This window comes from Enterobacter cloacae complex sp. SHL009 (assembly GCF_049237205.1).
GTDB classification, from domain to species: Bacteria; Pseudomonadota; Gammaproteobacteria; order Enterobacterales; family Enterobacteriaceae; genus Enterobacter; species Enterobacter cloacae_M.
Window position 1 is genome coordinate 594,980 of record NZ_JBMKIW010000001.1, and the last position, 23,395, is coordinate 618,374.

Below are 23,395 nucleotides of genomic sequence, written 5' to 3' on the forward strand. Positions count from 1 at the left end.
CAAAAACTAGCCAGTCCGTTGTGATATACTGGTCAGGTTTTGTACATAAGCGAGGACATCATGGATACTGAAATAACCCCAACACAGCTGGCAATTGAATATTTACGTCGCGATAAGAGCAACCTGTCTCCGGCGCAGTACCTGAAAAAGCTGAAACAGCTTGAGCTGGAATTTACAGATTTGCTGGCGCTCTCTTCGAATGAACTGAAAGAAGAGATCTACTTTGCCTGGCGGTTGGGCGTTCACGTCCATTGAGCACATGAGAATAAAAGGGCCGCGAGTGCGGCCTTTTTTGTGTCTGAAATTCAGTATCGGGCGGCGGTGACGCCACCCGGCATTGTCTTCAGACATTCACCGCGTTAATAAGCCGCGACTTCATTGACTGATACGCCGACGCCGCAAAATCCTCCGCCCAGCGCTGGTCCTCAATCGCCTCCAGCTGTACCGCGCAGTACTTCGTTTCCGGCGTTTTGGAGATGGGGTCGAGGTTGTCCTGGGTCAGCTCGTTGCAGGCGCCAATCCACCATTGATAGGTCATATAGACCGCCCCGGGGTTGATACGCTCGCTAATGCTGGCGCGGGTAATCACTTTGCCGCGACGCGAACGCACCCAGACCAGCTGGCCCTCTGAGATGCCCAGCTTTTCCGCATCGGCTGGGTTCATTTGCACCCGGCCCGGCTCATCGGCCAGGCTTTGCAGCGCGGCGCAGTTCCCGGTCATCGAGCGGCAGGAGTAGTGTCCCACTTCACGAACCGTACACAGCACCAGCGGGAAATCCGCGTCCGGAGTTTCCGCCGGCGCGCGCCACGGGGCGGCAAAGAGCTGCCCTTTACCGGTTGGGGTGTCGAACTGATTATCTTTATACAGGTACGGCGTTCCCGGATGATCCAGCGTCGGGCACGGCCACTGCACGTGGCCCATCTCGCCCATTTTTTCATACGTCACGCCGTAGAAGAGCGGGCACAGCTCGCGCATTTCATCCCAGACCTGCTGGTTGTCGTCATAATGCATCGGGTAGCCCATCTCGGTGGCGAGCAGGCTGATGATTTCCCAGTCGCGCTTCACGTTGCCGCTGGCCTCAATGGCTTTGCCAAAACGCTGGAACCCGCGATCGGCACAGGTAAAGACGCCGCCGTGTTCACCCCAGGAGGTGGCAGGAAGCAGGACGTCCGCCACTTCTGCCGTTTTGGTCATAAAGATGTCCTGAACCACCACAAAGTCGAGCGCCTCAAAACCGCTGCGAACGAGACCGAGATCGGCTTCGGTCTGAAGCGGATCTTCCCCCATGATGTAGTAGGCCTTGACCTTGCCTTCCAGCGCCAGATGGGGCACCTCGGTAATGCGCGTTCCGACCCGATCGTCCATTTTATTGACGTCAATTTCCCAGGCATCGGCAAATTTCTGCCTGACCGCCGGATCGGTCACATCCTGATAGCCCGGGAACATATTCGGCAGAACGCCCATATCGCAGGCGCCCTGAACGTTGTTTTGTCCGCGCACCGGCCCGACGCCGACGGCAGGGCGGCCGAGGTTGCCGGTCAGCAGCGCCAGGCTGGAAAGCCCTTTGACCACATCCACGGCCTGACCAAACTGGGTCACGCCCATCCCCCACATCACGGTGGCGGAAGGGGCCGCCGCGAAGGTGCGCATCGCCTGGCGAACGTCGCGGGCGGGAATGCCGGTAAGATGCTCAACCGTCTCTGGCGCATAGTCTTTCACCGTCTGGCGATAGGCCTCAAGCCCCTCGGTAAAGCGCGCCACGTAGCTTTTGTCGTAGAGCTCCTCTTCCAGCAGCACGTAGCCAAAGGCGTTTACCAGCGCCATGTTGCTGCCGTTTTTCAGCTGCAGATGCTGGTCGGCGATGCGCGCCGTTTCAATGCGCCGCGGATCGCAGACGATAATTTTTGCGCCGTTTTCACGCGCTTTCAGCACGCGCCGGGCGACGATGGGGTGGGAGTCCGCGCAGTTATAGCCAAACACCAGCAGGCATTTTGAGTTTTCAATATCGTTGATTGAGTTGCTCATCGCGCCGTTGCCGAGCGTCTCCTGTAAACCGGCCACGGAAGGGCCGTGACAGACGCGCGCACAGCAGTCCACGTTGTTGGTGTTCAGCACCGCGCGGGCAAATTTTTGCATCACATAGTTTGTTTCATTGCCGGTTCCGCGAGAGGATCCGGTGGTCATGATTGACCGCGGCCCGTGCTGCGCTTTAATGCTGCTGAGTTTGTGCGCGGTGTAGCGGATAGCCTCTTGCCAGGTAACGGGAGTGAATGCCTCGCCTTTATGGTAGCGGATCATCGGCTGGGTCAGGCGCGGGGTGAGCAGACGGGTATCGTTGAGGAAGTCCCAGCCGTAAAAGCCTTTCAGACACAGGGTGCCCTGGTTTGTGACGCCTTCTGCGGCTTCGGCACGGATGATACGGTTATTTTCAACGACAAGGTTTAATTTACAGCCTGCACCGCAGTAGGGGCAGACGCTGGCGATCTTTTTCATCAATAACAGACCTGTTAAGAAATGAAGCAAAGTTGACTGGAAAACCCAGTCCCGTAAGCAGAGGTAAGCAGGAACCGTGCCAGGTTGGCTTTGCTGGTTTAACAGGGTGTTAAGCGGGGAAGGCGCGTGTCATCGTCAGAACATTCGTCAGTTTTGACGATGACACGAAAGCAGGATGAATGGCCGTGAAATTACAGGTCGTCCATGGTGTAGCCCACGACAATTTCCAGCGTCTTGCGAATCACATCCGCCTGAACCACGTCGTGAGTGGCTTCCAGCGTCTGAATGAGCCAGAGGATAATCGCTTTATTGGACAGATGACCTTCGGAGGCCAGAACACAGCGTACTGCAGTAGAAAAAACAGCGGACTCTTCAGCAAAACGATCGCCTGCGTGACGGAAGTATTCCGACAGCGCACTGTCTAAAAACGCAGAATGATATTCGGGTTGAAGCTGAATATTTTGTCTCATTTGTTCTCACCGTAGCTGTTAATTGCAGTCAATGTATTTTCTTTGGATCGGACGGTTTTCCACTTCCAAACAACGGCACAACATTGTCCCGGTTATCGTTGAGAGGTCCCTCTCTTTTCGTTCGTCCTTGCGCGGTTCTGCGACGTGTAAAGGCGATGCTGTTTGAGCCGATCTCGGCAATCACCACCGCAAGTGTCTCCCGCCGCCGGGGATCCTTTTCATGTTCTTTCATGATCCGCAGACGCTGAAGCAATCCTTCGGTTGTTACCGGTCCCCGCTCTTTCAAAAGAGAGAGAACGGCTTCACCGATAAGCGTGTCGATCAGTTTGTCTGCGTTACTGCTCTTCATATCCTTACCGTTCGAAGAGCAGACCAAGCAGCTTGTGGTAATGCTCTTCCTCTTCCGGGCCATCGGCCTTTTCGAGGCGGCTGAGCAGTTTGGTACAAAGCGATTTGCGATTCAGATTTCGCCCGTCGCTGAGAATTTCAACAACCACCTGGCCCAGCGTCTCCTGCTGGGTAGGAAGCACGGCTTTATCGAAGTACTGTGCGATTGCTGCTGCGGAATCTGCGACGTAACCTTTCTGCTGCATGTTTCGCTCCTGTAAAATTTTGTAATCAGTAACGTTACATTTAAGGTATACATAATTTCAAAATCTGTACATAGAAAATGTACAATTTTTTAAATTTTTTTCGATATATTTTATAAATTATTTATTTTTCATTTTGTTAGGTGTTGAGTGGGGTGCGGTAGCTATGCAGGATATATTGTACAAAAAGCGCGGCCGCTGGTAAGTTGTACAGTTGAGAAAAAAGGCCATATTAACTGCCGTAAATGATTGAGATGTAGATTATTTGTCAGGCAATTAATGTGCTATAAATGAACCTTATCCACCTCTTTTGTGGCCAAACCCCTAACCCCAGGAATCGCATGCTCACCACCATCATTTACCGCAGTCATATCTGCGAGGACGTTCCAGTGAAAGCGCTGGAAGTCATGGTTGCTGCTGCAAATAGTAAAAACCAGCAATCCAATATCACGGGGATCCTGCTGTTTAATGGCACACATTTTTTTCAGCTGCTTGAAGGGCCAGTGGAACACGTTTCTGCCATCTATGAGCAGATTTGCAACGACCCTCGCCACCACAACGTAGTGGAGCTGATGCGCGATCACGGACCTGTCCGTCGTTTTGGCAACGTGGGCATGGAGCTTTTTGATTTACGCCACTTCGACAGGGACGAGGTGCTGCAAGAGGTGCTCAACAGGGGGACGACGCGCTATCAGCTGACGTACAACGACCGCCCGCTGCAGTTTTTCCGCACCTTTGTCGAGGCCACGGAAAAAGCGAACTATTTTGAACTGCCCCCTGCGGATACCTGGGAATTCGTGCGCGAAGAGACGCGCTTGTCCGCACAGCCCGAGGTGGTCGCGAAAGGGGCGGATTGCAGCTTCGCGTTCCAGCCGATAGTCGATCCGTTTATGCAGCAGGTCGTCTCCTGGGAGGCGCTTCTCCGCACGCCTGACGGCGGCGCGCCGGGAGTTTACTTCGCCAGTCTGCCGCGTGACGACGTGTATGCCTCGGATTTACAAAGCAAGCAGGTTGCGCTCTCCATGGCCAGCGCGCTGGGGCTACAGGACCAGACGTTATCCCTTAACCTGCTGCCGATGACGCTGGTCAACATTCCCAACGCCGTGGATTTCCTGCTCACCGCCATTGAAGCAAATGGGTTTGTACCCGAGCAAATTGTGGTGGAGTTTACCGAGAGCGAAGCCATTTCCCGATTCGATGAATTCACGGATTCGGTCAGGCAGTTAAAAAGCGCGGGCATCAGCGTGACGATCGATCACTTTGGTGCCGGATTTGCCGGGTTGCAGCTGCTGGCTCAGTTTCAGCCGGACAGAATTAAGATTAATCGCGATCTGGTCGCAAACGTGCACAAAAGTGGTCCCCGACAGGCCATTATCCAGGCGATTATCAAATGCTGTGCCTCGCTTGAGATCCAGTTCTGCGCGGTGGGGGTAGAGAAGGCTGAAGAGTGGATGTGGCTGGAGTCAGCGGGAATATCCCAGTTCCAGGGGCATCTTTTTGCCAGCCCGCGACACGGCGGTATTCCCGCGATTGCGTGGCCGGAGAAAAAGTTCGAATTCTGATAAAGCTGTACACAATCCGGCAGAGTTAACTGTACGAACGGCAAATTTTATACAACAATGTATTAACAGGTGGATGGAAAAGAACCCCGTTCACCGGTTCAAAATGCGGTCTTAGTTATACAAATAGTGTGTACAATCTGATAAGGTTGGTGCAGTTAGGTATGGAAGTTCTGAGCGTGAGGGAGTTAATGGCCTATTACAGTATCGGCGAAGTGGCCGAACGATGCGGTATCAACCCCGTTACGCTGCGTGCCTGGCAGCGCCGTTATGGATTGTTGAAGCCGCAGCGCAGCGAAGGGGGCCATCGTCAGTTTGACGATGAAGATATCCTGCGTATCGAAGAGATCAAACGCCTGATGAAAAGCGGCGTCTCGGTCGGAAAAGTCAAAGCCTTGCTGGAAAACAAAGAAGTTTTGACGCAGGGCAACTGGGTTTCATTCCAGGAAGAGATGATGACCGTTCTGCGTTACGCCAGCCCGGCAAAGCTGCGTGCCAAAATTGGCGAGTTCCGCCGCGATCACGCGATAGACGCGCTGATTGACAATATTATTTCTCCCGTCCGTCAGCGCATGAACCAGGACCAAAATACCGTGCGTCATATGGCGAGCCTGTTAGATGGAGTTCTGATTGAATTCGCGATTGCAAGCCTGGCGGAGTCCCGTAAGAAAGCCGGTAAAGACGCACTGTTGATTGGCTGGGAATGCGATGACCGCACCCACCTGTGGCTGGAAGCCGCGCGCCTGGCGCAGAAGGGCTGGCACATTGACGTCCTGGCGGAACCTATTGATTCGCCGCGTCCTGAACTGTTCCCCGGGCAAAAAATCTTCGTCTGGACGGGGAAATCACCCACGCCTCGCCAGCAGGAACAGCTCGACCACTGGCGTGAACAGGGATTTGCTGTCGCATTTCATCATTGAGTATTAAGAGGCCTTAAGGGCCTTTTTTGTTTTTGGCATTTTCTGTGCAAAATCTATCTCAAAAATAGGCATTTCCGATGCATATTTTACTTTTCTTCTCTTCATTATGAATGCCGCGACGAAATGCATTATTAATCAATGCATTGAACAAATACATCCATCCTGACTGCATCCTCTCACAGGGTCTATGCTTAATAAAACCAGGCAAAAAGGGCGCTTTAGCCGAATGCCCCTGCTGACAGAGGGTTGAAGTGATAATCGTTATCACTAACATGGTGTTATGCCCTGATGGCTTATCAGATGAGGTGGACCTATGGAACTGCATTCAGAAACCTTTAATCCTGCCGATTTCGCCTGGCGCGGCTTAACGCTCACGCCAGCGGCGGCAGCACATATTCACGAGCTGGTGGCGAAAAAGCCCGAGATCCTCGGCGTGCGTTTAGGCGTCAAACAGACCGGCTGCGCGGGTTTCGGCTACGTGCTCGACACCGTCACCGAACCCGAGAAAGATGACCTGGTGTTCGAGACTGACGGCGCGAAGCTGTACGTCGCGCTGCAGGCCATGCCGTTTATTGACGGCACCGAAGTGGACTACGTCCGCGAAGGCTTAAACCAGTTATTCAAATTTCATAACCCGAAAGCCCAGAACGAATGCGGCTGTGGCGAAAGCTTTGGGGTATAGGCGGTACTATGTCTCGTAATACTGAAGCAACGAGTGATGTAAATACCTGGAGCGGTGGGCACCTCAACTATAAAGAGGGGTTCTTCACCCAGCTCCAGACAGATGAGCTGGCGAAAGGCATTAACGAAGATGTCGTGCGGGCGATCTCGGCGAAACGTAACGAACCCGAGTGGATGCTGGAGTTCCGCCTGAGTGCCTTCCGCGCCTGGCTGGAGATGGAAGAGCCGCACTGGCTGAAAGCGCACTACGACAGGCTGAACTATCAGGATTACAGCTACTATTCTGCGCCCTCCTGCGGCAGCTGTGACGATACCTGCGCCTCGCAGCCCGGCGCGGTGCAGCAAACTGGCGCTGAAAACAGCTTCCTCAGCAAAGAGGTGGAAGAGGCCTTTAACCAGCTTGGCGTGCCCGTTCGCGAAGGGAAAGAGGTGGCGGTAGACGCCATTTTCGACTCCGTCTCGGTGGCCACCACCTACCGCGAGAAGCTGGCAGAGCAGGGGATCATTTTCTGCTCCTTCGGCGAAGCGATTCACGATCATCCGGAACTGGTGAAAAAGTACATTGGGACCGTGGTGCCTTCAAACGATAACTTCTTTGCGGCTCTTAACGCGGCGGTGGCCTCGGACGGTACCTTTATCTATGTACCGAAAGGCGTGCGCTGTCCGATGGAGCTTTCCACCTATTTCCGCATCAATGCCGAAAAAACCGGCCAGTTCGAACGCACGATTCTGGTCGCGGATGAAGGCAGCTACGTCAGCTATATCGAAGGGTGCTCCGCCCCGGTTCGCGACAGCTACCAGCTGCACGCGGCGGTGGTGGAGGTCATTATTCATAAAGACGCCGAGGTGAAATACTCCACGGTGCAAAACTGGTTCCCGGGCGACGGCAATACCGGCGGTATCCTGAACTTCGTCACCAAGCGCGCGCTGTGCGAAGGCGAAAACAGCAAGATGTCGTGGACCCAGTCTGAAACCGGCTCGGCCATCACCTGGAAATACCCGAGCTGCATTCTGCGCGGGGATAACTCCATCGGTGAGTTTTACTCCGTGGCGCTCACCAGCGGCCATCAGCAGGCGGACACCGGCACCAAGATGATCCACATAGGTAAAAACACCAGGTCGACCATTATCTCGAAAGGCATTTCCGCCGGGCACAGTCAGAACAGCTATCGCGGGCTGGTGAAAATCATGCCGACGGCCACCAATGCGCGAAACTTTACCCAGTGTGATTCGATGCTGATCGGCGCAGACTGCGGGGCGCACACCTTCCCGTACGTTGAGTGCCGTAACAATACGGCCCAGCTTGAGCACGAGGCGACGACGTCACGCATTGGGGAAGATCAGCTCTTCTACTGCCTGCAGCGGGGGATCAGCGAAGAAGACGCCATCTCGATGATCGTTAACGGCTTCTGTAAGGACGTGTTCTCTGAACTGCCGCTGGAATTTGCCGTTGAAGCCCAGAAACTCCTCGCCATTAGTCTTGAACACAGCGTCGGTTAAAGGAAAGCACATGTTAAGCATTAAAGATTTACAGGTCAGCGTAGAAGACAAAGCCATCCTGCGTGGCCTCAATTTTGACGTTAAGCCGGGGGAAGTCCACGCTATCATGGGGCCGAACGGTTCCGGGAAAAGTACGCTTTCCGCGACGCTGGCGGGGCGCGAAGATTATGAGGTGACCCACGGCTCGGTCGAGTTCAACGGCAAAGATCTTCTGGAGATGTCGCCGGAAGACCGCGCGGGAGAGGGCATCTTTATGGCCTTCCAGTACCCGGTCGAAATTCCGGGCGTCAGCAACCAGTTCTTCCTGCAGACGGCGCTGAATGCGGTACGCAAGTATCGCGGCCTGGAGGCGCTCGACCGCTTCGACTTCCAGGATTTAATGGAAGAGAAAATCAAGCTGCTGAAAATGCCGGAAGATTTGCTCACCCGCTCGGTGAACGTCGGTTTTTCCGGCGGCGAGAAAAAGCGTAACGACATCCTGCAGATGGCCGTTCTGGAGCCCGAACTGTGCATTCTGGATGAGACCGACTCTGGTCTGGACATCGACGCCCTGAAGATTGTCGCTGACGGGGTGAACTCCCTGCGCGACGGCAAGCGTTCGTTCATTATCGTCACCCACTACCAGCGCATTCTGGACTACATCAAGCCGGATTACGTCCATGTGCTTTACCAGGGGCGTATTGTGAAATCCGGAGATTTCACGCTGGTTAAACAACTGGAGGAGCAGGGTTATGGCTGGCTTACCGAACAGCAGTAATGCGCTCCAGCAGTGGCACCGGCTGTTTGAAGCCCAGGGCGGCACGCGCTCCGAGCAGGCGCAGCAGCATCTGCAGCAGATGCTGCGTCTCGGCCTGCCGACGCGTAAGCACGAGAACTGGAAATACACCCCGCTTGATGGCCTGCTGAACGCCGAGTTTGTGACCCGTCTGGCGGATCTCACCCCGGCGCAGCGTGACGCGCTGGCCGTAAACGTGGATGCCGTGCGCCTGGTTTTTGTCGACGGTGAGTTCCGTCCGGAACTGAGCGACGCCCTTCAGGGGAGCGGATTTGAGATTGTGATAAACGACGATCGCCAGCCCCTGAGCGCCCCGGTTCAGCCTGAGGTTTTCCTGCACCTGACCGAGAGCCTGGCCCGCAGCGTGACGCATATCGGCGTGAAGCGTAACCAGCGTCCGGCAAAGCCGCTGCTGCTGATGCACATCACCCAGGGGCTGGACGGCGACGAAATCAACACCGCGCACTATCGCCACCATCTTGAGCTGGCGGAGGGGGCTGAGGCCACGGTGATTGAACATTACGTCAGCCTCAACGAGACGCGCCATTTTACCGGCTCGCGTTTGACGATGAATGTGGCGGCCAATGCCCAGCTTCACCACGTTAAGCTGGCGTTTGAGAATGCGCAGAGCCACCACTTTGCCCATAACGACATTGTGCTGGGTCAGGATGCCGCAGCGTACAGCCACAGCTTCCTGCTCGGCGGGTCTGTGCTGCGCCACAACACCAGCACGCAGCTTAACGGTGAGAACACCACGCTGCGCATCAACAGTCTGGCGATGCCGGTTAAATCAGAGGTGTGCGACACGCGCACCTGGCTGGAGCACAACAAGGGCTACTGCAACAGCCGCCAGCTGCACAAAACTATCGTGAGTGACAGAGGTCGCGCGGTGTTTAACGGCCTGATTAACGTGGCGCAGCACGCCATTAAAACCGACGGGCAGATGACCAACAACAATCTGCTGTTAGGGCGCCTGGCGGAGGTGGACACCAAACCGCAGCTGGAGATCTACGCCGACGACGTGAAGTGCAGCCACGGTGCGACGGTCGGGCGGATCGACGACGAGCAGATGTTCTACCTGCGTTCCCGCGGTATCGACCAGCAGGCGGCGCAGAAAATGATTATCTATGCGTTTGCCGCCGAACTGACGGAAGCGCTGAACGATGGTCAGTTGAAACAGCAGGTGCTGGCGCGTATCGGTCAGCGTCTGCCTGGAGGCGAAGCATGAGTTTTCCCGTCGAGAAAGTGCGGGCAGATTTCCCGGTTCTGACCCGTGAAGTGAACGGTCTTCCGTTGGCCTATCTGGACAGCGCGGCCAGCGCGCAGAAGCCGAATCAGGTGGTGGACGCGGAAGCCGAGTTCTATCGCCACGGCTATGCCGCCGTGCATCGGGGGATCCATACGCTGAGCGCCGAAGCGACCCAGCGGATGGAAAACGTGCGCACGCAAATTGCCGCCTTCCTCAATGCAAAATCGCCCGAGGAGCTGGTCTTCGTGCGCGGAACCACCGAAGGAATCAACCTTGTCGCTAACAGCTGGGGCAACGCGCAGGTCCACACGGGGGATAACATCATCATCACCCAGATGGAGCACCACGCCAATATCGTGCCGTGGCAGATGCTCTGCGAGCGCGTTGGCGCGCAGCTGCGGGTGATCCCGCTGAACGCCGATGGGACGCTGCAGCTCGAGCAGCTCGATGCACTGCTAGACGATAAAACGCGGCTGGTGGCGGTCACCCAGGTCTCTAACGTGCTCGGGACTGAAAACCCGGTGGCAGAGATTGTCGAAAAAGCCCATCAGGCCGGCGCGAAGGTGCTGATTGACGGCGCCCAGGCGGTAATGCACCACGCGGTTGACGTTCAGGCGCTGGACTGCGATTTCTACGTCTTCTCAGGCCACAAGCTCTATGGGCCGACCGGGATCGGCGTGCTCTACGTGAAGGAAGACATTCTGCAGGCGATGCCGCCATGGGAAGGGGGCGGCTCGATGATCGCCACAGTCAGCCTGACGGAAGGCACCACCTACGCGCGCGCGCCGTGGCGTTTTGAGGCGGGTACGCCCAACACCGGCGGGATTATCGGGCTGGGGGCGGCGGTTTCCTACGTCTCCGCAATCGGCCTTGATAGCATTCAGGAGTACGAACAGCTGCTGATGCACTATGCGCTTGCCGAGCTTGCCAGCGTGCCGGATCTGACCCTCTACGGGCCTGCCGACCGGCAAGGGGTGATCGCGTTTAATCTCGGGAAACATCACGCCTATGACGTGGGCAGTTTCCTCGATAACTACGGCGTGGCGGTCCGTACCGGGCACCACTGCGCCATGCCGCTGATGGCGTTTTACCAGGTGCCGGCAATGTGCCGCGCGTCGCTGGTGATGTACAACACAACGGAAGAGGTCGACAGGCTGGTGGCGGGGCTTAAGCGCATTCACCAGCTGCTGGGCTAACGGAGAGGCAAAAGATGGCAGAACTGCCGGACAGAGACAAATTGCTGCGCAACTTTGGGCGTTGCGCAAACTGGGAAGAGAAGTACCTTTATATCATCGAGCTGGGGCAGCGTCTGCCGCCGCTCGGTGAAGAGGCGCATAACCCGGAAAACAGTATTCAGGGCTGTCAGAGCCAGGTGTGGATTGTGATGGAGCAGTCTGACGACGGCACGATAGCACTGCACGGCGACAGCGATGCGGCCATTGTAAAAGGGCTTATTGCGGTCGTCTTTATTCTTTACCACCGGATGTCGGCGCAGGATATTGTTGCGTTTGACGTCCGCCCGTGGTTTGAAAAAATGGCCCTGACCCAACACCTCACCCCGTCACGCTCCCAGGGACTGGAAGCGATGATTCGCGCGATTCGCGCCAAAGCTGCAATCCTTAGCTAGACTTACAGAACAGCATTCATTCTGTTTCGCGAGGTGGTTCCCGCCTCGCGGTTTTTCAGCTTTCTGGCGTCCTGCCAGTGAATAAGGAATCTCAGCATGAAGCGCGCGTCTCTCATAACTCTATTACTCCTCAGTTCGCTCGGCGCACTTAATTCGGCCCGCGCGATGGACTATCCGTTGCCGCCCGCAGGCAGTCGCCTGATTGTGCAAAATCAAACCTACACGATACAGGAAGGGGATAATAAGCTGCAGACCATCGCCCGCCGGTTTAATACCGCGGCGCAGGTGATTCTGGAAACGAACAATACCATTGCGCCGGTAAACCCTGCGCCGGGAACCGTCATTACCATTCCGTCGCAAATGCTGCTGCCGGACACGCCGCGCGAGGGGATTGTGGTGAATCTCGCAGAGCTTCGGCTCTACTACTTCCCGCCGGGAGAAAATATCGTTCAGGTCTTCCCGCTCGGCATCGGACAGCTGGGGCTGGAAACGCCGGTGACGACCACGCGGGTGAGCCAGAAGATCCCGAATCCCACCTGGACACCCACGCCGGGCATCAGAGCACGCTCTCTGGAGCAGGGCATTAAATTGCCTCCGGTGGTACCTGCCGGGCCAAACAACCCGCTGGGGCGCTTTGCACTGCGTTTAGGCGTGGGCAACGGGGAATATCTCATCCACGGCACCAGCGCGCCGGACAGCGTGGGCCTGCGGGTCAGCTCCGGCTGTATGCGGATGAACGCCCCGGATATCAAAGCGCTGTTCGAACAGGTGCGGGTTGGCACGCGGGTACAGATTATCAATGAACCCGTGAAGTTCTCCGTGGAGCCGGATGGTAAACGCTATATTGAGGTCCACCGTCCGCTGGCGCAGGTTGAGGGGGAAAATCCGCAGGTCTCGCCAATTGCCCATTCCGCGGACTTTGCGACTTTTGTTTCTCAGGCGGGAAGCGATAAGGCGCTGATTGAGAAAGCCCTGGCACGTCGTGCGGGCATCCCGGTTATCGTGTCGTCGGGAAGCGGTCCGTCAGCCAGCAATAGCGTATTGTCGGTGCAGAACAGCCGGGTGTCTGCTGCGGTAGCGGAAGATGAAGGGGAGAAGGTGACGCAGTAGCCGTTTGACTCAGGCAAAAAAAATGGCGCACAATGTGCGCCATTTTATTAACAGGTACTATTACTTACGGTATTTAGTAGCCTGGTTGTCCAGACGCTGGTTAGCGCGAGCTGCGTCGTCTTTAGCAGCCTGAACGTCGGAACGCATTGCGTTCACGTCGTTGCTCAGCTGGTCAACTTTAGCGTTCAGAGTCTGAACGTCAGAAGACAGCTGATCGATTTTAGCGTTGCTGGAGCAACCAGCCAGCAGAGTAGAACCCAGGATTACCGCGCCCAGTACCAGTTTAGTACGATTCATTATTAATACCCTCTAGATTGAGTTAATCTCCATGTAGCGTTACAAGTATTACACAAAGTTTTTTGGGTTGAGAATATTTTTTTGATGGGAATACACCTATTTTTGATCGTTCGCTCAAAGAAGCATCGAATCAGCCCTTTTCGGGCAAAAATCTAAGGAAAAAAAGGCATTTATCATCGGATTCATCTTAGATAAATCGCAATTAAATAGAGAAACCCGATTTGCAATTTGAATGACTTTGGCTAATACGAGGAATAAAAAAAGCGCCCGGAGGGCGCTTTTTATCCAAATTAATTGGTTCAGGAATTATTACAGCACGTGAACAGATGCGGTATTGGTTGTGCCGCTTGGTACCAGTGCGCCAGAAACCATGACCACAACGTCACCTTTCTGTGCCAGACCGCGATCCACCAGCTCCAGAGCTACTTCTTTACCCAGACGGTAGAAATCATCCGTAGACGCGATCTCTTTCACCAGGTGAGGGATCACGCCTTTGCTCAGCACCAGCTGACGAGCCGTGGTTTCGTTGGTGGTCAGCGCCAGGATAATTGCATCCGGGAAGTATTTACGCACCGCGCGAGCTGATTTACCGCCCTGGGTGGCAACCACGATCAGTGGGGCTTCCAGTTTCTCAGCCGTTTCTACTGCACCGCGGCAAACCGCTTCGGTGATGCGCAGCTTGCGGCTGTCGTTGTTGTAGTCCAGACGGCTTTTCATTACGCGGTCGGTACGTTCGCAGATGGTAGCCATGATGGTCACCGCTTCCAGCGGGTATTTACCCTTCGCGGATTCGCCGGACAGCATAACCGCATCAGTACCGTCGAGGATGGCGTTTGCCACGTCGCCTGCTTCAGCGCGGGTTGGGCGCGGGTTTTTGATCATGGAGTCCAGCATCTGCGTTGCGGTGATAACCACTTTACGCGCGCGTACACATTTCTCGATCATCATCTTCTGCGCGAAGATCACTTCTTCAACCGGGATTTCAACGCCCAGGTCGCCACGAGCAACCATAATGCCGTCAGACGCTTCGAGGATTTCGTCGAAGTTGTTCAGGCCTTCCTGGTTTTCAATTTTGGAGATGATCTGGATCTTCTCGCCGCCGTGCGCTTTCAGGTGCTCGCGGATTTCAACCACGTCTGAGCGCTTACGGATGAAGGAGGCCGCAACAAAGTCAACGCCTTGTTCGCAACCGAAGATCAGGTCCTGTTTGTCTTTTTCAGCCAGCGCAGGCAGCGCGATAGAAACGCCCGGCAGGTTAACGCCTTTGTTTTCGCCCAGGTCGCCGTTGTTCAGCACCTTACAGATAACCTTGTTGCCTTCGATAGCGGTGACTTCCATACCGATCAGACCATCGTCTACCAGCACGGTGTTACCGACGGACAGGTCGTTGGTGAAGCCTTCATAGGTCACTGCAACGATTTCGCTGTTGCCGACAACGGATTTGTCGGTGGTGAAGGTGAAGGTCTGGCCCGCTTTCAGAGAGACGTCGTTACCGCCTTCCAGTTTGATGGTACGGATTTCTGGACCTTTGGTGTCCAGCAGGATGGCAGCTTTTTTACCGGTCTTGCTCATCACGTTGCGCAAGTTCTGGATACGCTGACCGTGTTCTGCGTAATCACCGTGGGAGAAGTTCAGACGCATCACGTTCATGCCGGCGTCCAGCATTTTGGTCAGCATCTCTTCAGATTCGGTTTTCGGGCCGATAGTACAAACAATTTTCGTCTTTTTCATGACAGTCTTAGTCTTTAAGTTGGGAAGGATATGGAAATCTCGCTCCGGGGGCGCACCGCCGCGGAGTCAAACCTGTGTTGCAAAAGAGTATATGACACGCACTAAGGATAGGAGACATCAAATGAGCGTGCAGAAGAAAGTGTGCCTGAGTGACAGCCCAACGAAGGAGAGGAGAAGTTGTACGTTGTTTTTTGTATTCCAAGCGCTGAAACCATTCACCAGGGATTAGGCGCGCATTATACGCTGATTTTAAGATAAAAGGAAAATGGAAACGGTGTTTCAGAAATAATCTGTGCAGTTTCACATAATATTGTTATCAAGGCGTTAAGCCATGATGACAACTTATGACGGCAGGTGATTGACCTGCCGCGTTTTGCTTATTTTTGCAGCGCCTGGCTGAGATCGGCAATCAGGTCTTTCGGATCTTCAATCCCGACTGACAGACGGATAAGCTGCGGCACAATGCCGTTTGCCAGGCGTTGCTCCAGCGGAATCGAGGCGTGCGTCATGCTATAAGGCTGGCTCACCAGACTTTCCACACCGCCGAGGCTTTCCGCGAGGGTGAACAGCTTCAGGTTGCGAATCACCTCGGTGGCGCGTTGCGCATCGCCTTTTACCACGACGGAAATCATCCCACCGGGCAGGGCCATCTGCGTGCGGGCAAGCTGATATTGCGGATGCGATTCCAGGCCGGGATAGAACACTTTTTCGACCAGAGGGTGCTGATCCAGCCATTGCGCAATCGCCAGCGCGTTGGTGCTGTGCTTTTCTACCCTCAACGCAAGCGTGCGAATACCGCGCAGCGTCAGGAAGCTGCTGAACGGATCCAGTACGCCGCCTACCGCGTTTTGCAGATAGCCCAGCTTATCCGCCAGTTCCCTGTTGTCCCCGACAATCGCCAGCCCGGCCACCACGTCAGAGTGGCCGTTCAGGTATTTGGTGGCGGAGTGCACCACGATATCGAAACCCGACTCCAGCGGACGGTGGATCACCGGCGACGCGAAGGTATTATCCGCCACGCTGATGACGTTATGACGGCGGGCGATCGCCGCAATGGCCGCCAGATCCGCCAGCTTCAGCAGCGGATTGGTTGGCGTTTCGACCCACACCATGCGGGTATCCGGGCGAATGGCGGCCTCGAGACCGGCTAAGTCGTCCGGTTTAACCCAGCTGACCTGCAGGCCGGTGCTGCGCTTGCGCACGTTTTCAATCAGGCGGTACGTCCCGCCGTAAACGTCATCAATGGCGACAATATGGCTGTCTTTGTCCAGCAGTTCGAGCACCGTGGAGATGGCCGCCAGACCGGAGGCGAAGGCGTAGCCGCGCGTGCCGCCTTCCAGTTCGGCGATGGCGGTTTCCAGCGCATGGCGTGTAGGGTTGCCGCTACGGGAATATTCATAGCCGGTATGCTCGCCGGGTGACGGTTGCGCAAACGTCGAGGTGGCGTAAATCGGCGGCATGACGGCGCCGTGCTGGTCGTTGAACTCGCCGCTGTGTACGCTCAGGGTAGCCAGGTTTTTCATCATCGATTCCTTTATTGCTGAAGACGGTTGCGCCAGGCGGTCAGAACGTCGCTGCGCGTAATCAGACCGAGAAAACGGTCGTTGTCATTAATCACGGCCACCAGACCGCGGTCGAAGATGGCGTTCAGGGCGCTTTCCGGGGCGTGTTTATCAAGAAACTCCACCTGGCGCGTCATGGCTGCCGTCACCGGAAGCGCGAAGCGATCGCCGTCGCCGCCGATATGCCGCAGAAGATCCCACTCGTCGATAATACCCACCACCTTGCCGTTCTCCAGCACCGGCAGCTGGGAGATGTCATACAGGCGCATGCGTGCCAGTACGGTGGAAAGCGTGTCGTCCGGGGCGGCGGTAACGGTGGCGCCTTCATCGTGGCGCAGGGCGATGTAGTCAGAGAGATCGCCGGCCTGAGGGCGCGTGATGAGCCCTTGCTGACGCATCCAGTCGTCGTTGAACATCTTCGAGAGATACTTATTGCCGCTGTCGCAGGCGAAGGTCACCACGCGTTTCGGCGCGGTCTGCGCCTGGCAATATTTCAGCGCGGCCGCCAGCAGCGTGCCGCTGGAAGAGCCAGCCAGAATGCCTTCCGTTTTCAGCAGGTCGCGCGCGGTGGTGAAGGCCTCTCGGTCGGTGATGCGCCAGGCGCGATTCACCCCTTCAATGTGGGCCAGCGGCGGAATAAAGTCTTCGCCAATACCTTCAACCAGCCAGGAGCCCGCGTCGTGATAGCGTCCGGTTTCCACCTGGTCGGCCAGAACGGAACCGGCCGGGTCAGCCAGGACAAACTCCGTGTGCGGAGAGTGCTCGGCGAACCACGCCTGCAGGCCGCCCAGCGTACCGCCTGAGCCGACGCCCACCACGATGGCGTCGATCTGGCCGTCAAGCTGCTCGTACAGTTCCGGTGCCGTGGTGGTGCGGTGCGCCAGCGGGTTGGCCTCGTTATTGAACTGGTCGATGTAAAACGCGCCGGGCAGCTCGTTGGCCAGGCGCTGGGCGTAATCCTGGTAATAGGCGGGATGGCCCTTGTTGACGTCGGAGCGGGTCAGCACCACCTGGGCACCCAGCGCGCGCAGGTGGAAAATCTTCTCGCGGCTCATTTTGTCCGGCACCACCAGGATCAGCGAGTAGCCTTTCTGGGCGGCAATCAGGGCCAGGCCGAGACCGGTATTCCCCGCCGTCGCCTCAATAATCGTGCCGCCCGGCTGCAGCTGGCCGGTACGCTCCGCTTCGTTAATCATCGACAGCGCAACGCGATCCTTAATCGACCCGCCCGGATTTTGGTTTTCCAGCTTCAGGAACAGCGAGCAGGGACCGGTATCAAGCTTATGCAGCTGTATCAGCGGGGTACGACCAATCAGTTCGGTGACGGAGTGATAAATCGTCATGATGTTTTCCTTTCTGGATGTCATGACGGGATGATAGGGCGGTGAAATTTTCTCAATAAAGAACCATTCACTGCCGTTTAGAACAGAAAGGAATATAAATGCCATTTCTGGATGGCAGGACAGCAAGACGTAAAGTTGTCTGGATGTGAGGAAGGCTATATCGGGATGAAATGCTGCAAAAATGACCGTTTTTTGCGCCCGTCCGCCAGCGGATATGCATCCGGCAGATAATCATTGCTGAAATTGGTCTAAATGCTTCCCACCCGGTAAATCCGCTGTTTATTGCCGAAAGTTATAACACATTCTTTTTTGTTCATTTAAAAGCTGATAACGCCTGTTTACTATCGTTTGGACATCCATACTGCTAAACAGCCATGCGCGAAACGGATAAAGAATAAGAATGATCGTACTCAGGAATATTTCGAAGGTTTTTGACAACGGAAAGGTCGCGCTGACTGCCGTTGATAACGTCAATTTGACGATAGAGCAGGGACAGATTTACGGGATTATCGGCTACAGCGGAGCCGGGAAAAGCACGCTGATTCGTCTGCTAAACGGCCTGGAAAAACCCAGCGCCGGAAGCGTGACCATTAACGGGCAGGATATCTCTGCGGCAAAGGGCGAAGCGCTGCGCCAGGCGCGCCTGAAAATCAGCATGGTGTTCCAGCACTTCAACCTGCTGTGGTCGCGCACGGTAAGCGAAAACATTGCTTTTTCCATGCAGATAGCCGGAGTACCTAAAGCAAAAGTCACCGCTCGCGTCACGGAACTGGTGGAGTTGGTAGGGCTGAAGGGGCGCGAGAATGCGTACCCGTCCCAGCTGAGCGGCGGGCAAAAGCAGCGCGTGGGCATTGCGCGTGCTTTGGCTAACAGCCCTGACGTGCTGCTCTGCGATGAAGCCACGTCCGCGCTCGACCCGCAGACCACCGACCAGATCCTCGATTTGCTGCTGGATATTAACCGCCGCTTCAGGCTGACCATCGTGCTGATCACCCACGAGATGCACGTGGTGCGCAAAATCTGCGACCGCGTGGCGGTGATGGAGAACGGTAAAGTCGTGGAAGAGGGCGACGTGCTGAGCGTCTTTACCCATCCGCAGCAGCCGATTACGCAGCAGTTTGTCCGTCAGGTAAGCCAGTACGCTGAGGAAGAAACCTTCAATACCGAACTGGCAAACGATCTGGAAGGCACGGTCATCAGGCTGACCTTTACCGGGCACAGCACCCATAAGCCGATTGTGGGTGAACTGACCCTGCGCTACGGCCTGCCGTTTAACATCCTGCACGGGAAAATGACGCAAACCGCCCACGGCGTGTTTGGCCAGCTCTGGGTGCACGTGGTGGCATCCGATGAACAACTGAACAATATCCTCGCCGACCTGAAGCACAGCGATATTGAAGGCGAGGTGATTAAACATGGCTGAGAATCTCTTTCCGCATCTGAAGTGGGATCAGCTCTGGGCGGCGACGCTGGAGACGCTGTACATGACCGCGCTGTCCGGCGTGGCGACCTTTGTGCTGGGCATCGTGCTGGGGCTGGCGCTGTTTTTAACCGCGCGCGGCGGATTGTTCCACAACCGCACGGTTTACAGCGTGATTTCGATTGTGGTGAACGTGTTCCGCTCCATTCCGTTCATCATTTTGATTGTCCTGCTGATCCCGTTCACCAAGACCGTCGTCGGCACCATTCTTGGCGCCAACGCGGCGCTGCCGGCGCTGATTGTGGGCGCGGCACCGTTCTACGCACGCCTGGTGGAAATCGCCCTGCGTGAAGTGGATAAAGGCGTCATCGAAGCAACGCGCTCGATGGGCGCACGACTGAGCACGTTAGTGTTTCGGGTTTTACTGCCGGAATCATCACCCGCACTGGTATCGGGTATTACGGTGACGCTCATTGCGCTGGTGAGCTACAGCGCAATGGCGGGGGTGATTGGCGCCGGCGGTTTGGGAAATCTGGCTTATCTGGAAGGATTCCAGCGCAACCATGGTGACGTCACGCTGGTGGCAACGGTGACCATACTGATCATCGTTTTCATTATCCAGTTCTGCGGCGATGTCATTACTTCACTGTTAGATAAAAGATAATCTCTAATAACACACAGGAACCACATCATGAAAAAAACACTGACACTGATCGCCGCCGCAACCCTGAGCGCCCTGAGCTTCGCGTCCTGGGCTGACACCCTGACCGTGGGCGCATCCAACACGCCGCACGCCGAAATTCTGGAGCAGGCAAAGCCAATTCTGGCAAAGCAGGGTATTGACCTGGAGATCAAACCGTTCCAGGACTACATTCTGCCGAACACCGCGCTGGCGGGTCATGACATCGACGCGAACTATTTCCAGCACATTCCTTACCTGAACAGCGTGCTGAAGGATCATGCGGGCGATAAGGACTACGATTTTGTCAGTGCGGGCGCGATCCACATTGAGCCAATCGGCATCTACTCCAAAAAATACAAGTCGCTGAAAGACCTGCCGGAAGGTGGCAAGATCATCATGCGTGACGCGGTTTCTGAAGAGGGGCGTATTCTCTCCATCTTCGAGAAAGAGGGCGTGATCAAGCTGAAGCCGGGCATCGATAAAGTGACCGCGCGCATCAGCGACATCGTTGAGAACCCGAAAAAGCTGAAGTTCACGCCGAACGTGGAAGCGTCTCTGCTGCCGCAGATGTACAACAACAACGAAGGCGATGCGGTGGTGATTAACGCCAACTACGCGATTGACGCGGGTCTGGATCCGGTTCACGACCCGATTGCGGTAGAGAGCGGTGAAAACAACCCGTACGCCAACATCATTACCGTGCATCGCGGCGACGAGAAGAAGAAAGATATCGTTGCGCTGGTGAACGTGCTGCACTCGAAAGAGATTCAGGACTGGATCCGCACCAGGTACAAAGGCGCGGTCATCCCAGTAAACAACTAAATTACTGATTTTACAGATGAAGCCCGGCGAGTCTCTCGCCGGGCTTCTTTTTTGTATCCGGCAGGAGAATCATTTAAGCTCAACGTTTAACAGGCAATGGAGTGATGACGATGGGTAACGTGACCAAAGATGATGCGTTGTACCAGGAGATGTGCCGGGTGGTCGGAAAGGTGGTGCTTGAGATGCGTGATTTAGGGCAGGAGCCAAAGCATATTGTCATTGCCGGAGTCCTGCGTACCGCGCTGGCGAACCAGCGCGTGAAACGCAGTGAACTGACAACCGAAGCGATGGAAACGGTGGTTAAAGCGCTGGCCGGGTAATGCGCCAGCGTTTCGCAAGCTGTTCGAGCGAGCAGCAGAGCAGGTAGTAGACCACGCCCGTAAAGATAAAAATGGCTGCCGGGTAGATTTGCACCCGGTTGTTGACCTGTCCCGCCACCGTGGTCAGCTCCGGTACGTTCACGATAAACGCCAGCGACGTATCCTTCAGCAGGCTGATAAAAATCCCCACCAGCGACGGCAGAATATTCCTCAGCGCCTGCGGCAGCAGCACGCGCAGGAGTGTTTGCTGCGTGCTGAATCCCTGTGACAGTGCGGCCTCGTACTGCCCGGACGGTAGCGCGTTAAGCCCGGCCAGTACCGAGTGCATTACGGTTGCCGCGGTAAACCAGGCCAGGGCCAGCGTGACGGTCAACGCTCCCGGCAGATCGCCCCCGGTCATAAGCGGCAGAAGATACCACATCCAGAAAATTACGAAGATGAGCGGGATACCGCGAATCAGCTCTGCCCATAAAAAGAGGACCTTTCGCACGAGCCCGGTAAAGCGCCAGGCCAGACATGCGAGCACTATCCCTCCGGGCAGAGCGATAACGGCGGCCCCGGCAGCCATCATTAACGACAGCAATACTCCCCCCGGTTCACCCGTTGCCGCGCGTCCCCACAGCAGATAGTCGAGGTTATCGGTGATGACGTTAAGTCCGGCAATCATGTTTTTCACTCCGAGTGGCGGCGGCGCCTGGGCGTTTACGTTTCGCGTCAGGTCCGATGCGAACCAGCACCATCCCCATGACCAGGCCGGTCAGCAGATAGAGCGCGGTTCCGAGGGTAAACGCCTCCAGCGCGTGCGCGTTATAGCTCTCGATCTGCCTGACCTGATAGGTCAGCTCGGCGAAGCCAATCCCGCTGGCGAGCGAGGAGAGCTTCATCAGATTAAGATACTGCCCCACAACGGGCTGCCAGGCGTTGGCCAGCCCCTGCGGCAGAAGGATGTAACGAAACAGACGCCACGCGGAGAATCCCTGCGCGAGCGCCGCCTCCCGCTGTCCGGCAGGCACGGAACGTAAGCCCGATTCCACCTCTTCGATTAAAAACGCCGAGGTAAAGACGCCCAACCCCCAGGCAGAACATAAAAATTCGGGCGTAAACCACCAGACGTTACCAGGCAGAATTGACCAGCTGTGATCCGCGTTCACCGCGTCGCGGAACGCCTGCGGTAGCCCGTTCCAGGCGGCAAAATACCAGAACAGCAGTTGCACCAGCAGCGGCGTATTGCGAAACAGCGACACCCAACTGCTGACGACCGCGTTCCCGGGGCGTCCGCCGGAAAGGCGCAGGAGCATAAAAAACAGTGCGAGCAGGCTGGCCAGCAGCATCCCGGCAAGCGTGATCCACAGGGTGGTGAGGAATCCGGAGAGTATCCACTGCAGAGGCTGTCCGGTCAGTACCCCCTGCCAGTCGAGCGCGGGCATTACAGATGCTCCTGATGCAGCGGGTTGAGCACCTTCTGCAGGAACCGCTGCGCGCGCGGATGCGACGGCTGGCTGAAAAACTGCGCCGGCGGCGCGGTTTCCAGAATTTGCCCGCCGTCGATAAAGACAATCCGGTCGGCAATTTCCCGGGCAAACTGCATCTCGTGGGTCACCACGATCATCGTGATCCCGCTGTGGGCGAGGGCTTTCATCACGTACAGCACTTCACCAATCATCTCCGGATCCAGCGCGGAGGTGGGTTCATCGAACAGAATGATTTGCGGTGAGGAGGCCAGGGCGCGGGCAATCGCGACGCGCTGCTGCTGTCCACCGGAAAGTTCTGCCGGGAAATGGTGGGCTTTTTCCAGCATCCCGACCTTCTCCAGCAGGGCCAGCGCGCGCTCCCGGGCAGGCTGCGGCTTCCAGCCGTGAACCTGCTCCAGCGCCAGGGTGATGTTCTGGCTGGCGGTGAGGTGGGCGTAAAGATTGAACTGCTGGAACACAAACCCCACGCGGCTGCGCAGCTGGCGCAGCCCGGTACCGGAGAGCTTTGCGGTAGGCTTGTTGTCGACCAGAATCTCTCCGCCGCTCAGGGTTTCAAGCTGGTTGATGAGACGGATCAGGGTGGATTTACCGGAACCTGAAGGGCCGAGGATGGCGACCACTTCACCGGGCGTGATGGTGAGGTTAATGTCGTTTAAAACCTGATGGTCACCGTAGCGTTTGTCCACGTGACGAAACTCGACGCTGGCCTGTTCCAGATGTGAAAAATCCGCGGCACCGGCCGCGGAGTGTGAAAATAAACCTGAGAGCATA

26 protein-coding genes are annotated in these 23,395 nt (G+C 56.1%); 14 read left to right on the forward strand and 12 right to left on the reverse strand.

Annotated features, from left to right (window positions below; all coding sequences use genetic code 11):
- Window positions 1-60 precede the first annotated feature (60 nt).
- Window positions 61-255, forward strand: a complete 195-nt coding sequence (locus ACOTZC_RS02940; RefSeq protein WP_003857766.1) for a YdiH family protein — start codon at window positions 61-63, stop codon at window positions 253-255.
- A gap of 88 nt (window positions 256-343) precedes the next feature.
- On the opposite strand, the gene fdhF is transcribed toward ACOTZC_RS02940, so the two are convergent.
- The 4 genes from fdhF to ycgZ form a co-directional block, all read right to left on the reverse strand.
- Window positions 344-2,494, reverse strand: a complete 2,151-nt coding sequence (gene fdhF / locus ACOTZC_RS02945) for a formate dehydrogenase subunit alpha (protein ID WP_126303183.1) — start codon at window positions 2,492-2,494, stop codon at window positions 344-346.
- 191 nt (window positions 2,495-2,685) lie between these two features.
- Window positions 2,686-2,964 (reverse strand): biofilm/acid-resistance regulator YmgB/AriR, encoded by a 279-nt coding sequence (locus tag ACOTZC_RS02950; protein ID WP_023311323.1) that lies wholly within the window; start codon window positions 2,962-2,964, stop codon window positions 2,686-2,688.
- A gap of 28 nt (window positions 2,965-2,992) precedes the next feature.
- Window positions 2,993-3,313 carry a hypothetical protein gene (locus tag ACOTZC_RS02955; protein ID WP_045401446.1) on the reverse strand — a complete coding sequence of 107 codons (321 nt, stop codon included), beginning with the start codon at window positions 3,311-3,313 and terminating at the stop codon, window positions 2,993-2,995.
- A gap of 4 nt (window positions 3,314-3,317) precedes the next feature.
- Complete coding sequence (gene ycgZ, locus ACOTZC_RS02960; RefSeq protein ID WP_045401442.1) at window positions 3,318-3,557, reverse strand: regulatory protein YcgZ; 240 nt, start codon at window positions 3,555-3,557, stop codon at window positions 3,318-3,320.
- Between the two features lie 338 nt (window positions 3,558-3,895).
- On the opposite strand from ycgZ, the gene ACOTZC_RS02965 reads away from it, so the two are divergent.
- The 9 genes from ACOTZC_RS02965 (at window position 3,896) to ldtE (ending at window position 12,975) form a co-directional block, all read left to right on the forward strand.
- Window positions 3,896-5,116, forward strand: coding sequence for a diguanylate phosphodiesterase (locus ACOTZC_RS02965; protein WP_047174434.1), 1,221 nt, complete (start codon window positions 3,896-3,898; stop codon window positions 5,114-5,116).
- A 188-nt stretch (window positions 5,117-5,304) separates the two neighbouring features.
- Window positions 5,305-6,033, forward strand: a complete 729-nt coding sequence (locus ACOTZC_RS02970) for a MerR family transcriptional regulator (RefSeq protein ID WP_023311326.1) — start codon at window positions 5,305-5,307, stop codon at window positions 6,031-6,033.
- A 313-nt stretch (window positions 6,034-6,346) separates the two neighbouring features.
- Entirely contained in the window at window positions 6,347-6,715 is a 369-nt protein-coding gene (gene sufA, locus ACOTZC_RS02975) for a Fe-S cluster assembly scaffold SufA (protein ID WP_008500631.1), read from the forward strand.
- Window positions 6,716-6,723: 8 nt separating this feature from the next.
- Window positions 6,724-8,214: a Fe-S cluster assembly protein SufB gene (sufB, locus tag ACOTZC_RS02980; RefSeq protein ID WP_126303184.1), complete on the forward strand. Its 1,491-nt coding sequence runs from the start codon at window positions 6,724-6,726 to the stop codon at window positions 8,212-8,214.
- A 10-nt stretch (window positions 8,215-8,224) separates the two neighbouring features.
- On the forward strand, window positions 8,225-8,971 hold the full coding sequence (gene sufC, locus ACOTZC_RS02985) for a Fe-S cluster assembly ATPase SufC (protein WP_014831592.1): 747 nt from the start codon (window positions 8,225-8,227) through the stop codon (window positions 8,969-8,971).
- On the forward strand, window positions 8,946-10,217 hold the full coding sequence (gene sufD / locus ACOTZC_RS02990) for a Fe-S cluster assembly protein SufD (RefSeq protein ID WP_248190718.1): 1,272 nt from the start codon (window positions 8,946-8,948) through the stop codon (window positions 10,215-10,217). Before sufC ends, sufD begins: the two co-directional genes overlap by 26 nt.
- Window positions 10,214-11,434, forward strand: coding sequence for a cysteine desulfurase SufS (gene sufS / locus ACOTZC_RS02995; protein WP_248190720.1), 1,221 nt, complete (start codon window positions 10,214-10,216; stop codon window positions 11,432-11,434). The genes sufD and sufS overlap by 4 nt, the downstream gene beginning before the upstream one ends.
- A 14-nt stretch (window positions 11,435-11,448) precedes the next feature.
- The gene (sufE, locus tag ACOTZC_RS03000) at window positions 11,449-11,865 is read left to right on the forward strand and encodes a cysteine desulfuration protein SufE (protein ID WP_023311331.1); all 417 of its coding nucleotides are present in this window, start codon (window positions 11,449-11,451) and stop codon (window positions 11,863-11,865) included.
- A 96-nt stretch (window positions 11,866-11,961) separates the two neighbouring features.
- A complete protein-coding gene (ldtE, locus tag ACOTZC_RS03005; protein WP_421635578.1) occupies window positions 11,962-12,975 on the forward strand; it encodes a L,D-transpeptidase LdtE in 1,014 nt (337 codons plus the stop codon).
- A 60-nt stretch (window positions 12,976-13,035) separates the two neighbouring features.
- Here ldtE and lpp read toward each other — a convergent pair whose 3' ends face one another.
- The 5 genes from lpp to ACOTZC_RS03030 form a co-directional block, all read right to left on the reverse strand.
- On the reverse strand, window positions 13,036-13,272 hold the full coding sequence (lpp, locus tag ACOTZC_RS03010; RefSeq protein ID WP_001082307.1) for a murein lipoprotein Lpp: 237 nt from the start codon (window positions 13,270-13,272) through the stop codon (window positions 13,036-13,038).
- Between the two features lie 309 nt (window positions 13,273-13,581).
- Complete coding sequence (pykF, locus tag ACOTZC_RS03015; protein WP_322407992.1) at window positions 13,582-15,003, reverse strand: pyruvate kinase PykF; 1,422 nt, start codon at window positions 15,001-15,003, stop codon at window positions 13,582-13,584.
- A 7-nt stretch (window positions 15,004-15,010) separates the two neighbouring features.
- Window positions 15,011-15,307 (reverse strand): hypothetical protein, encoded by a 297-nt coding sequence (locus tag ACOTZC_RS03020; RefSeq protein WP_418921897.1) that lies wholly within the window; start codon window positions 15,305-15,307, stop codon window positions 15,011-15,013.
- 73 nt (window positions 15,308-15,380) lie between these two features.
- Window positions 15,381-16,526 (reverse strand): trans-sulfuration enzyme family protein, encoded by a 1,146-nt coding sequence (locus ACOTZC_RS03025; RefSeq protein ID WP_045401427.1) that lies wholly within the window; start codon window positions 16,524-16,526, stop codon window positions 15,381-15,383.
- Window positions 16,527-16,537: 11 nt separating this feature from the next.
- Complete coding sequence (locus ACOTZC_RS03030; protein ID WP_064791043.1) at window positions 16,538-17,908, reverse strand: pyridoxal-phosphate dependent enzyme; 1,371 nt, start codon at window positions 17,906-17,908, stop codon at window positions 16,538-16,540.
- A gap of 400 nt (window positions 17,909-18,308) precedes the next feature.
- Here ACOTZC_RS03030 and ACOTZC_RS03035 point away from each other — a divergent pair, with 400 nt between their 5' ends.
- The 4 genes from ACOTZC_RS03035 to fumD all read left to right on the forward strand — a co-directional run bounded on the left by ACOTZC_RS03035 (window position 18,309) and on the right by fumD (window position 21,152).
- Window positions 18,309-19,331, forward strand: coding sequence for a methionine ABC transporter ATP-binding protein (locus ACOTZC_RS03035; protein WP_248195681.1), 1,023 nt, complete (start codon window positions 18,309-18,311; stop codon window positions 19,329-19,331).
- Complete coding sequence (locus ACOTZC_RS03040; protein ID WP_008500617.1) at window positions 19,324-19,992, forward strand: methionine ABC transporter permease; 669 nt, start codon at window positions 19,324-19,326, stop codon at window positions 19,990-19,992. Before ACOTZC_RS03035 ends, ACOTZC_RS03040 begins: the two co-directional genes overlap by 8 nt.
- Before the next feature lie 27 nt (window positions 19,993-20,019).
- On the forward strand, window positions 20,020-20,832 hold the full coding sequence (locus tag ACOTZC_RS03045) for a MetQ/NlpA family ABC transporter substrate-binding protein (RefSeq protein WP_045401416.1): 813 nt from the start codon (window positions 20,020-20,022) through the stop codon (window positions 20,830-20,832).
- Between the two features lie 110 nt (window positions 20,833-20,942).
- Window positions 20,943-21,152 carry a fumarate hydratase FumD gene (fumD, locus tag ACOTZC_RS03050; RefSeq protein ID WP_045401410.1) on the forward strand — a complete coding sequence of 70 codons (210 nt, stop codon included), beginning with the start codon at window positions 20,943-20,945 and terminating at the stop codon, window positions 21,150-21,152.
- On the opposite strand, the gene ACOTZC_RS03055 is transcribed toward fumD, so the two are convergent.
- The 3 genes from ACOTZC_RS03055 to ACOTZC_RS03065 are packed head-to-tail and all read right to left on the reverse strand — an operon-like array spanning window position 21,133 to window position 23,394.
- Complete coding sequence (locus ACOTZC_RS03055) at window positions 21,133-21,819, reverse strand: amino acid ABC transporter permease (RefSeq protein ID WP_045401407.1); 687 nt, start codon at window positions 21,817-21,819, stop codon at window positions 21,133-21,135. The two genes, fumD and ACOTZC_RS03055, sit on opposite strands and share 20 nt — an antisense overlap.
- Entirely contained in the window at window positions 21,803-22,579 is a 777-nt protein-coding gene (locus tag ACOTZC_RS03060; protein ID WP_047174424.1) for an amino acid ABC transporter permease, read from the reverse strand. Before ACOTZC_RS03060 ends, ACOTZC_RS03055 begins: the two co-directional genes overlap by 17 nt.
- Complete coding sequence (locus ACOTZC_RS03065) at window positions 22,579-23,394, reverse strand: amino acid ABC transporter ATP-binding protein (protein WP_045401402.1); 816 nt, start codon at window positions 23,392-23,394, stop codon at window positions 22,579-22,581. The genes ACOTZC_RS03060 and ACOTZC_RS03065 overlap by 1 nt, the downstream gene beginning before the upstream one ends.
- Between the last annotated feature and the right edge of the window lies 1 nt (window position 23,395).

Coding starts and splice junctions, on each gene's coding strand:
- ACOTZC_RS02940 (WP_003857766.1), top strand. CDS start 61: ATGGATACTGAAATAACCCCAACACAGCTGGCAATTGAATATTTACGT.
- fdhF (WP_126303183.1), bottom strand. CDS start 2,494: ATGAAAAAGATCGCCAGCGTCTGCCCCTACTGCGGTGCAGGCTGTAAA.
- ACOTZC_RS02950 (WP_023311323.1), bottom strand. CDS start 2,964: ATGAGACAAAATATTCAGCTTCAACCCGAATATCATTCTGCGTTTTTA.
- ACOTZC_RS02955 (WP_045401446.1), bottom strand. CDS start 3,313: ATGAAGAGCAGTAACGCAGACAAACTGATCGACACGCTTATCGGTGAA.
- ycgZ (WP_045401442.1), bottom strand. CDS start 3,557: ATGCAGCAGAAAGGTTACGTCGCAGATTCCGCAGCAGCAATCGCACAG.
- ACOTZC_RS02965 (WP_047174434.1), top strand. CDS start 3,896: ATGCTCACCACCATCATTTACCGCAGTCATATCTGCGAGGACGTTCCA.
- ACOTZC_RS02970 (WP_023311326.1), top strand. CDS start 5,305: ATGGCCTATTACAGTATCGGCGAAGTGGCCGAACGATGCGGTATCAAC.
- sufA (WP_008500631.1), top strand. CDS start 6,347: ATGGAACTGCATTCAGAAACCTTTAATCCTGCCGATTTCGCCTGGCGC.
- sufB (WP_126303184.1), top strand. CDS start 6,724: ATGTCTCGTAATACTGAAGCAACGAGTGATGTAAATACCTGGAGCGGT.
- sufC (WP_014831592.1), top strand. CDS start 8,225: ATGTTAAGCATTAAAGATTTACAGGTCAGCGTAGAAGACAAAGCCATC.
- sufD (WP_248190718.1), top strand. CDS start 8,946: ATGGCTGGCTTACCGAACAGCAGTAATGCGCTCCAGCAGTGGCACCGG.
- sufS (WP_248190720.1), top strand. CDS start 10,214: ATGAGTTTTCCCGTCGAGAAAGTGCGGGCAGATTTCCCGGTTCTGACC.
- sufE (WP_023311331.1), top strand. CDS start 11,449: ATGGCAGAACTGCCGGACAGAGACAAATTGCTGCGCAACTTTGGGCGT.
- ldtE (WP_421635578.1), top strand. CDS start 11,962: ATGAAGCGCGCGTCTCTCATAACTCTATTACTCCTCAGTTCGCTCGGC.
- lpp (WP_001082307.1), bottom strand. CDS start 13,272: ATGAATCGTACTAAACTGGTACTGGGCGCGGTAATCCTGGGTTCTACT.
- pykF (WP_322407992.1), bottom strand. CDS start 15,003: ATGAAAAAGACGAAAATTGTTTGTACTATCGGCCCGAAAACCGAATCT.
- ACOTZC_RS03025 (WP_045401427.1), bottom strand. CDS start 16,526: ATGAAAAACCTGGCTACCCTGAGCGTACACAGCGGCGAGTTCAACGAC.
- ACOTZC_RS03030 (WP_064791043.1), bottom strand. CDS start 17,908: ATGACGATTTATCACTCCGTCACCGAACTGATTGGTCGTACCCCGCTG.
- ACOTZC_RS03035 (WP_248195681.1), top strand. CDS start 18,309: ATGATCGTACTCAGGAATATTTCGAAGGTTTTTGACAACGGAAAGGTC.
- ACOTZC_RS03040 (WP_008500617.1), top strand. CDS start 19,324: ATGGCTGAGAATCTCTTTCCGCATCTGAAGTGGGATCAGCTCTGGGCG.
- ACOTZC_RS03045 (WP_045401416.1), top strand. CDS start 20,020: ATGAAAAAAACACTGACACTGATCGCCGCCGCAACCCTGAGCGCCCTG.
- fumD (WP_045401410.1), top strand. CDS start 20,943: ATGGGTAACGTGACCAAAGATGATGCGTTGTACCAGGAGATGTGCCGG.
- ACOTZC_RS03055 (WP_045401407.1), bottom strand. CDS start 21,819: ATGATTGCCGGACTTAACGTCATCACCGATAACCTCGACTATCTGCTG.
- ACOTZC_RS03060 (WP_047174424.1), bottom strand. CDS start 22,579: ATGCCCGCGCTCGACTGGCAGGGGGTACTGACCGGACAGCCTCTGCAG.
- ACOTZC_RS03065 (WP_045401402.1), bottom strand. CDS start 23,394: ATGCTCTCAGGTTTATTTTCACACTCCGCGGCCGGTGCCGCGGATTTT.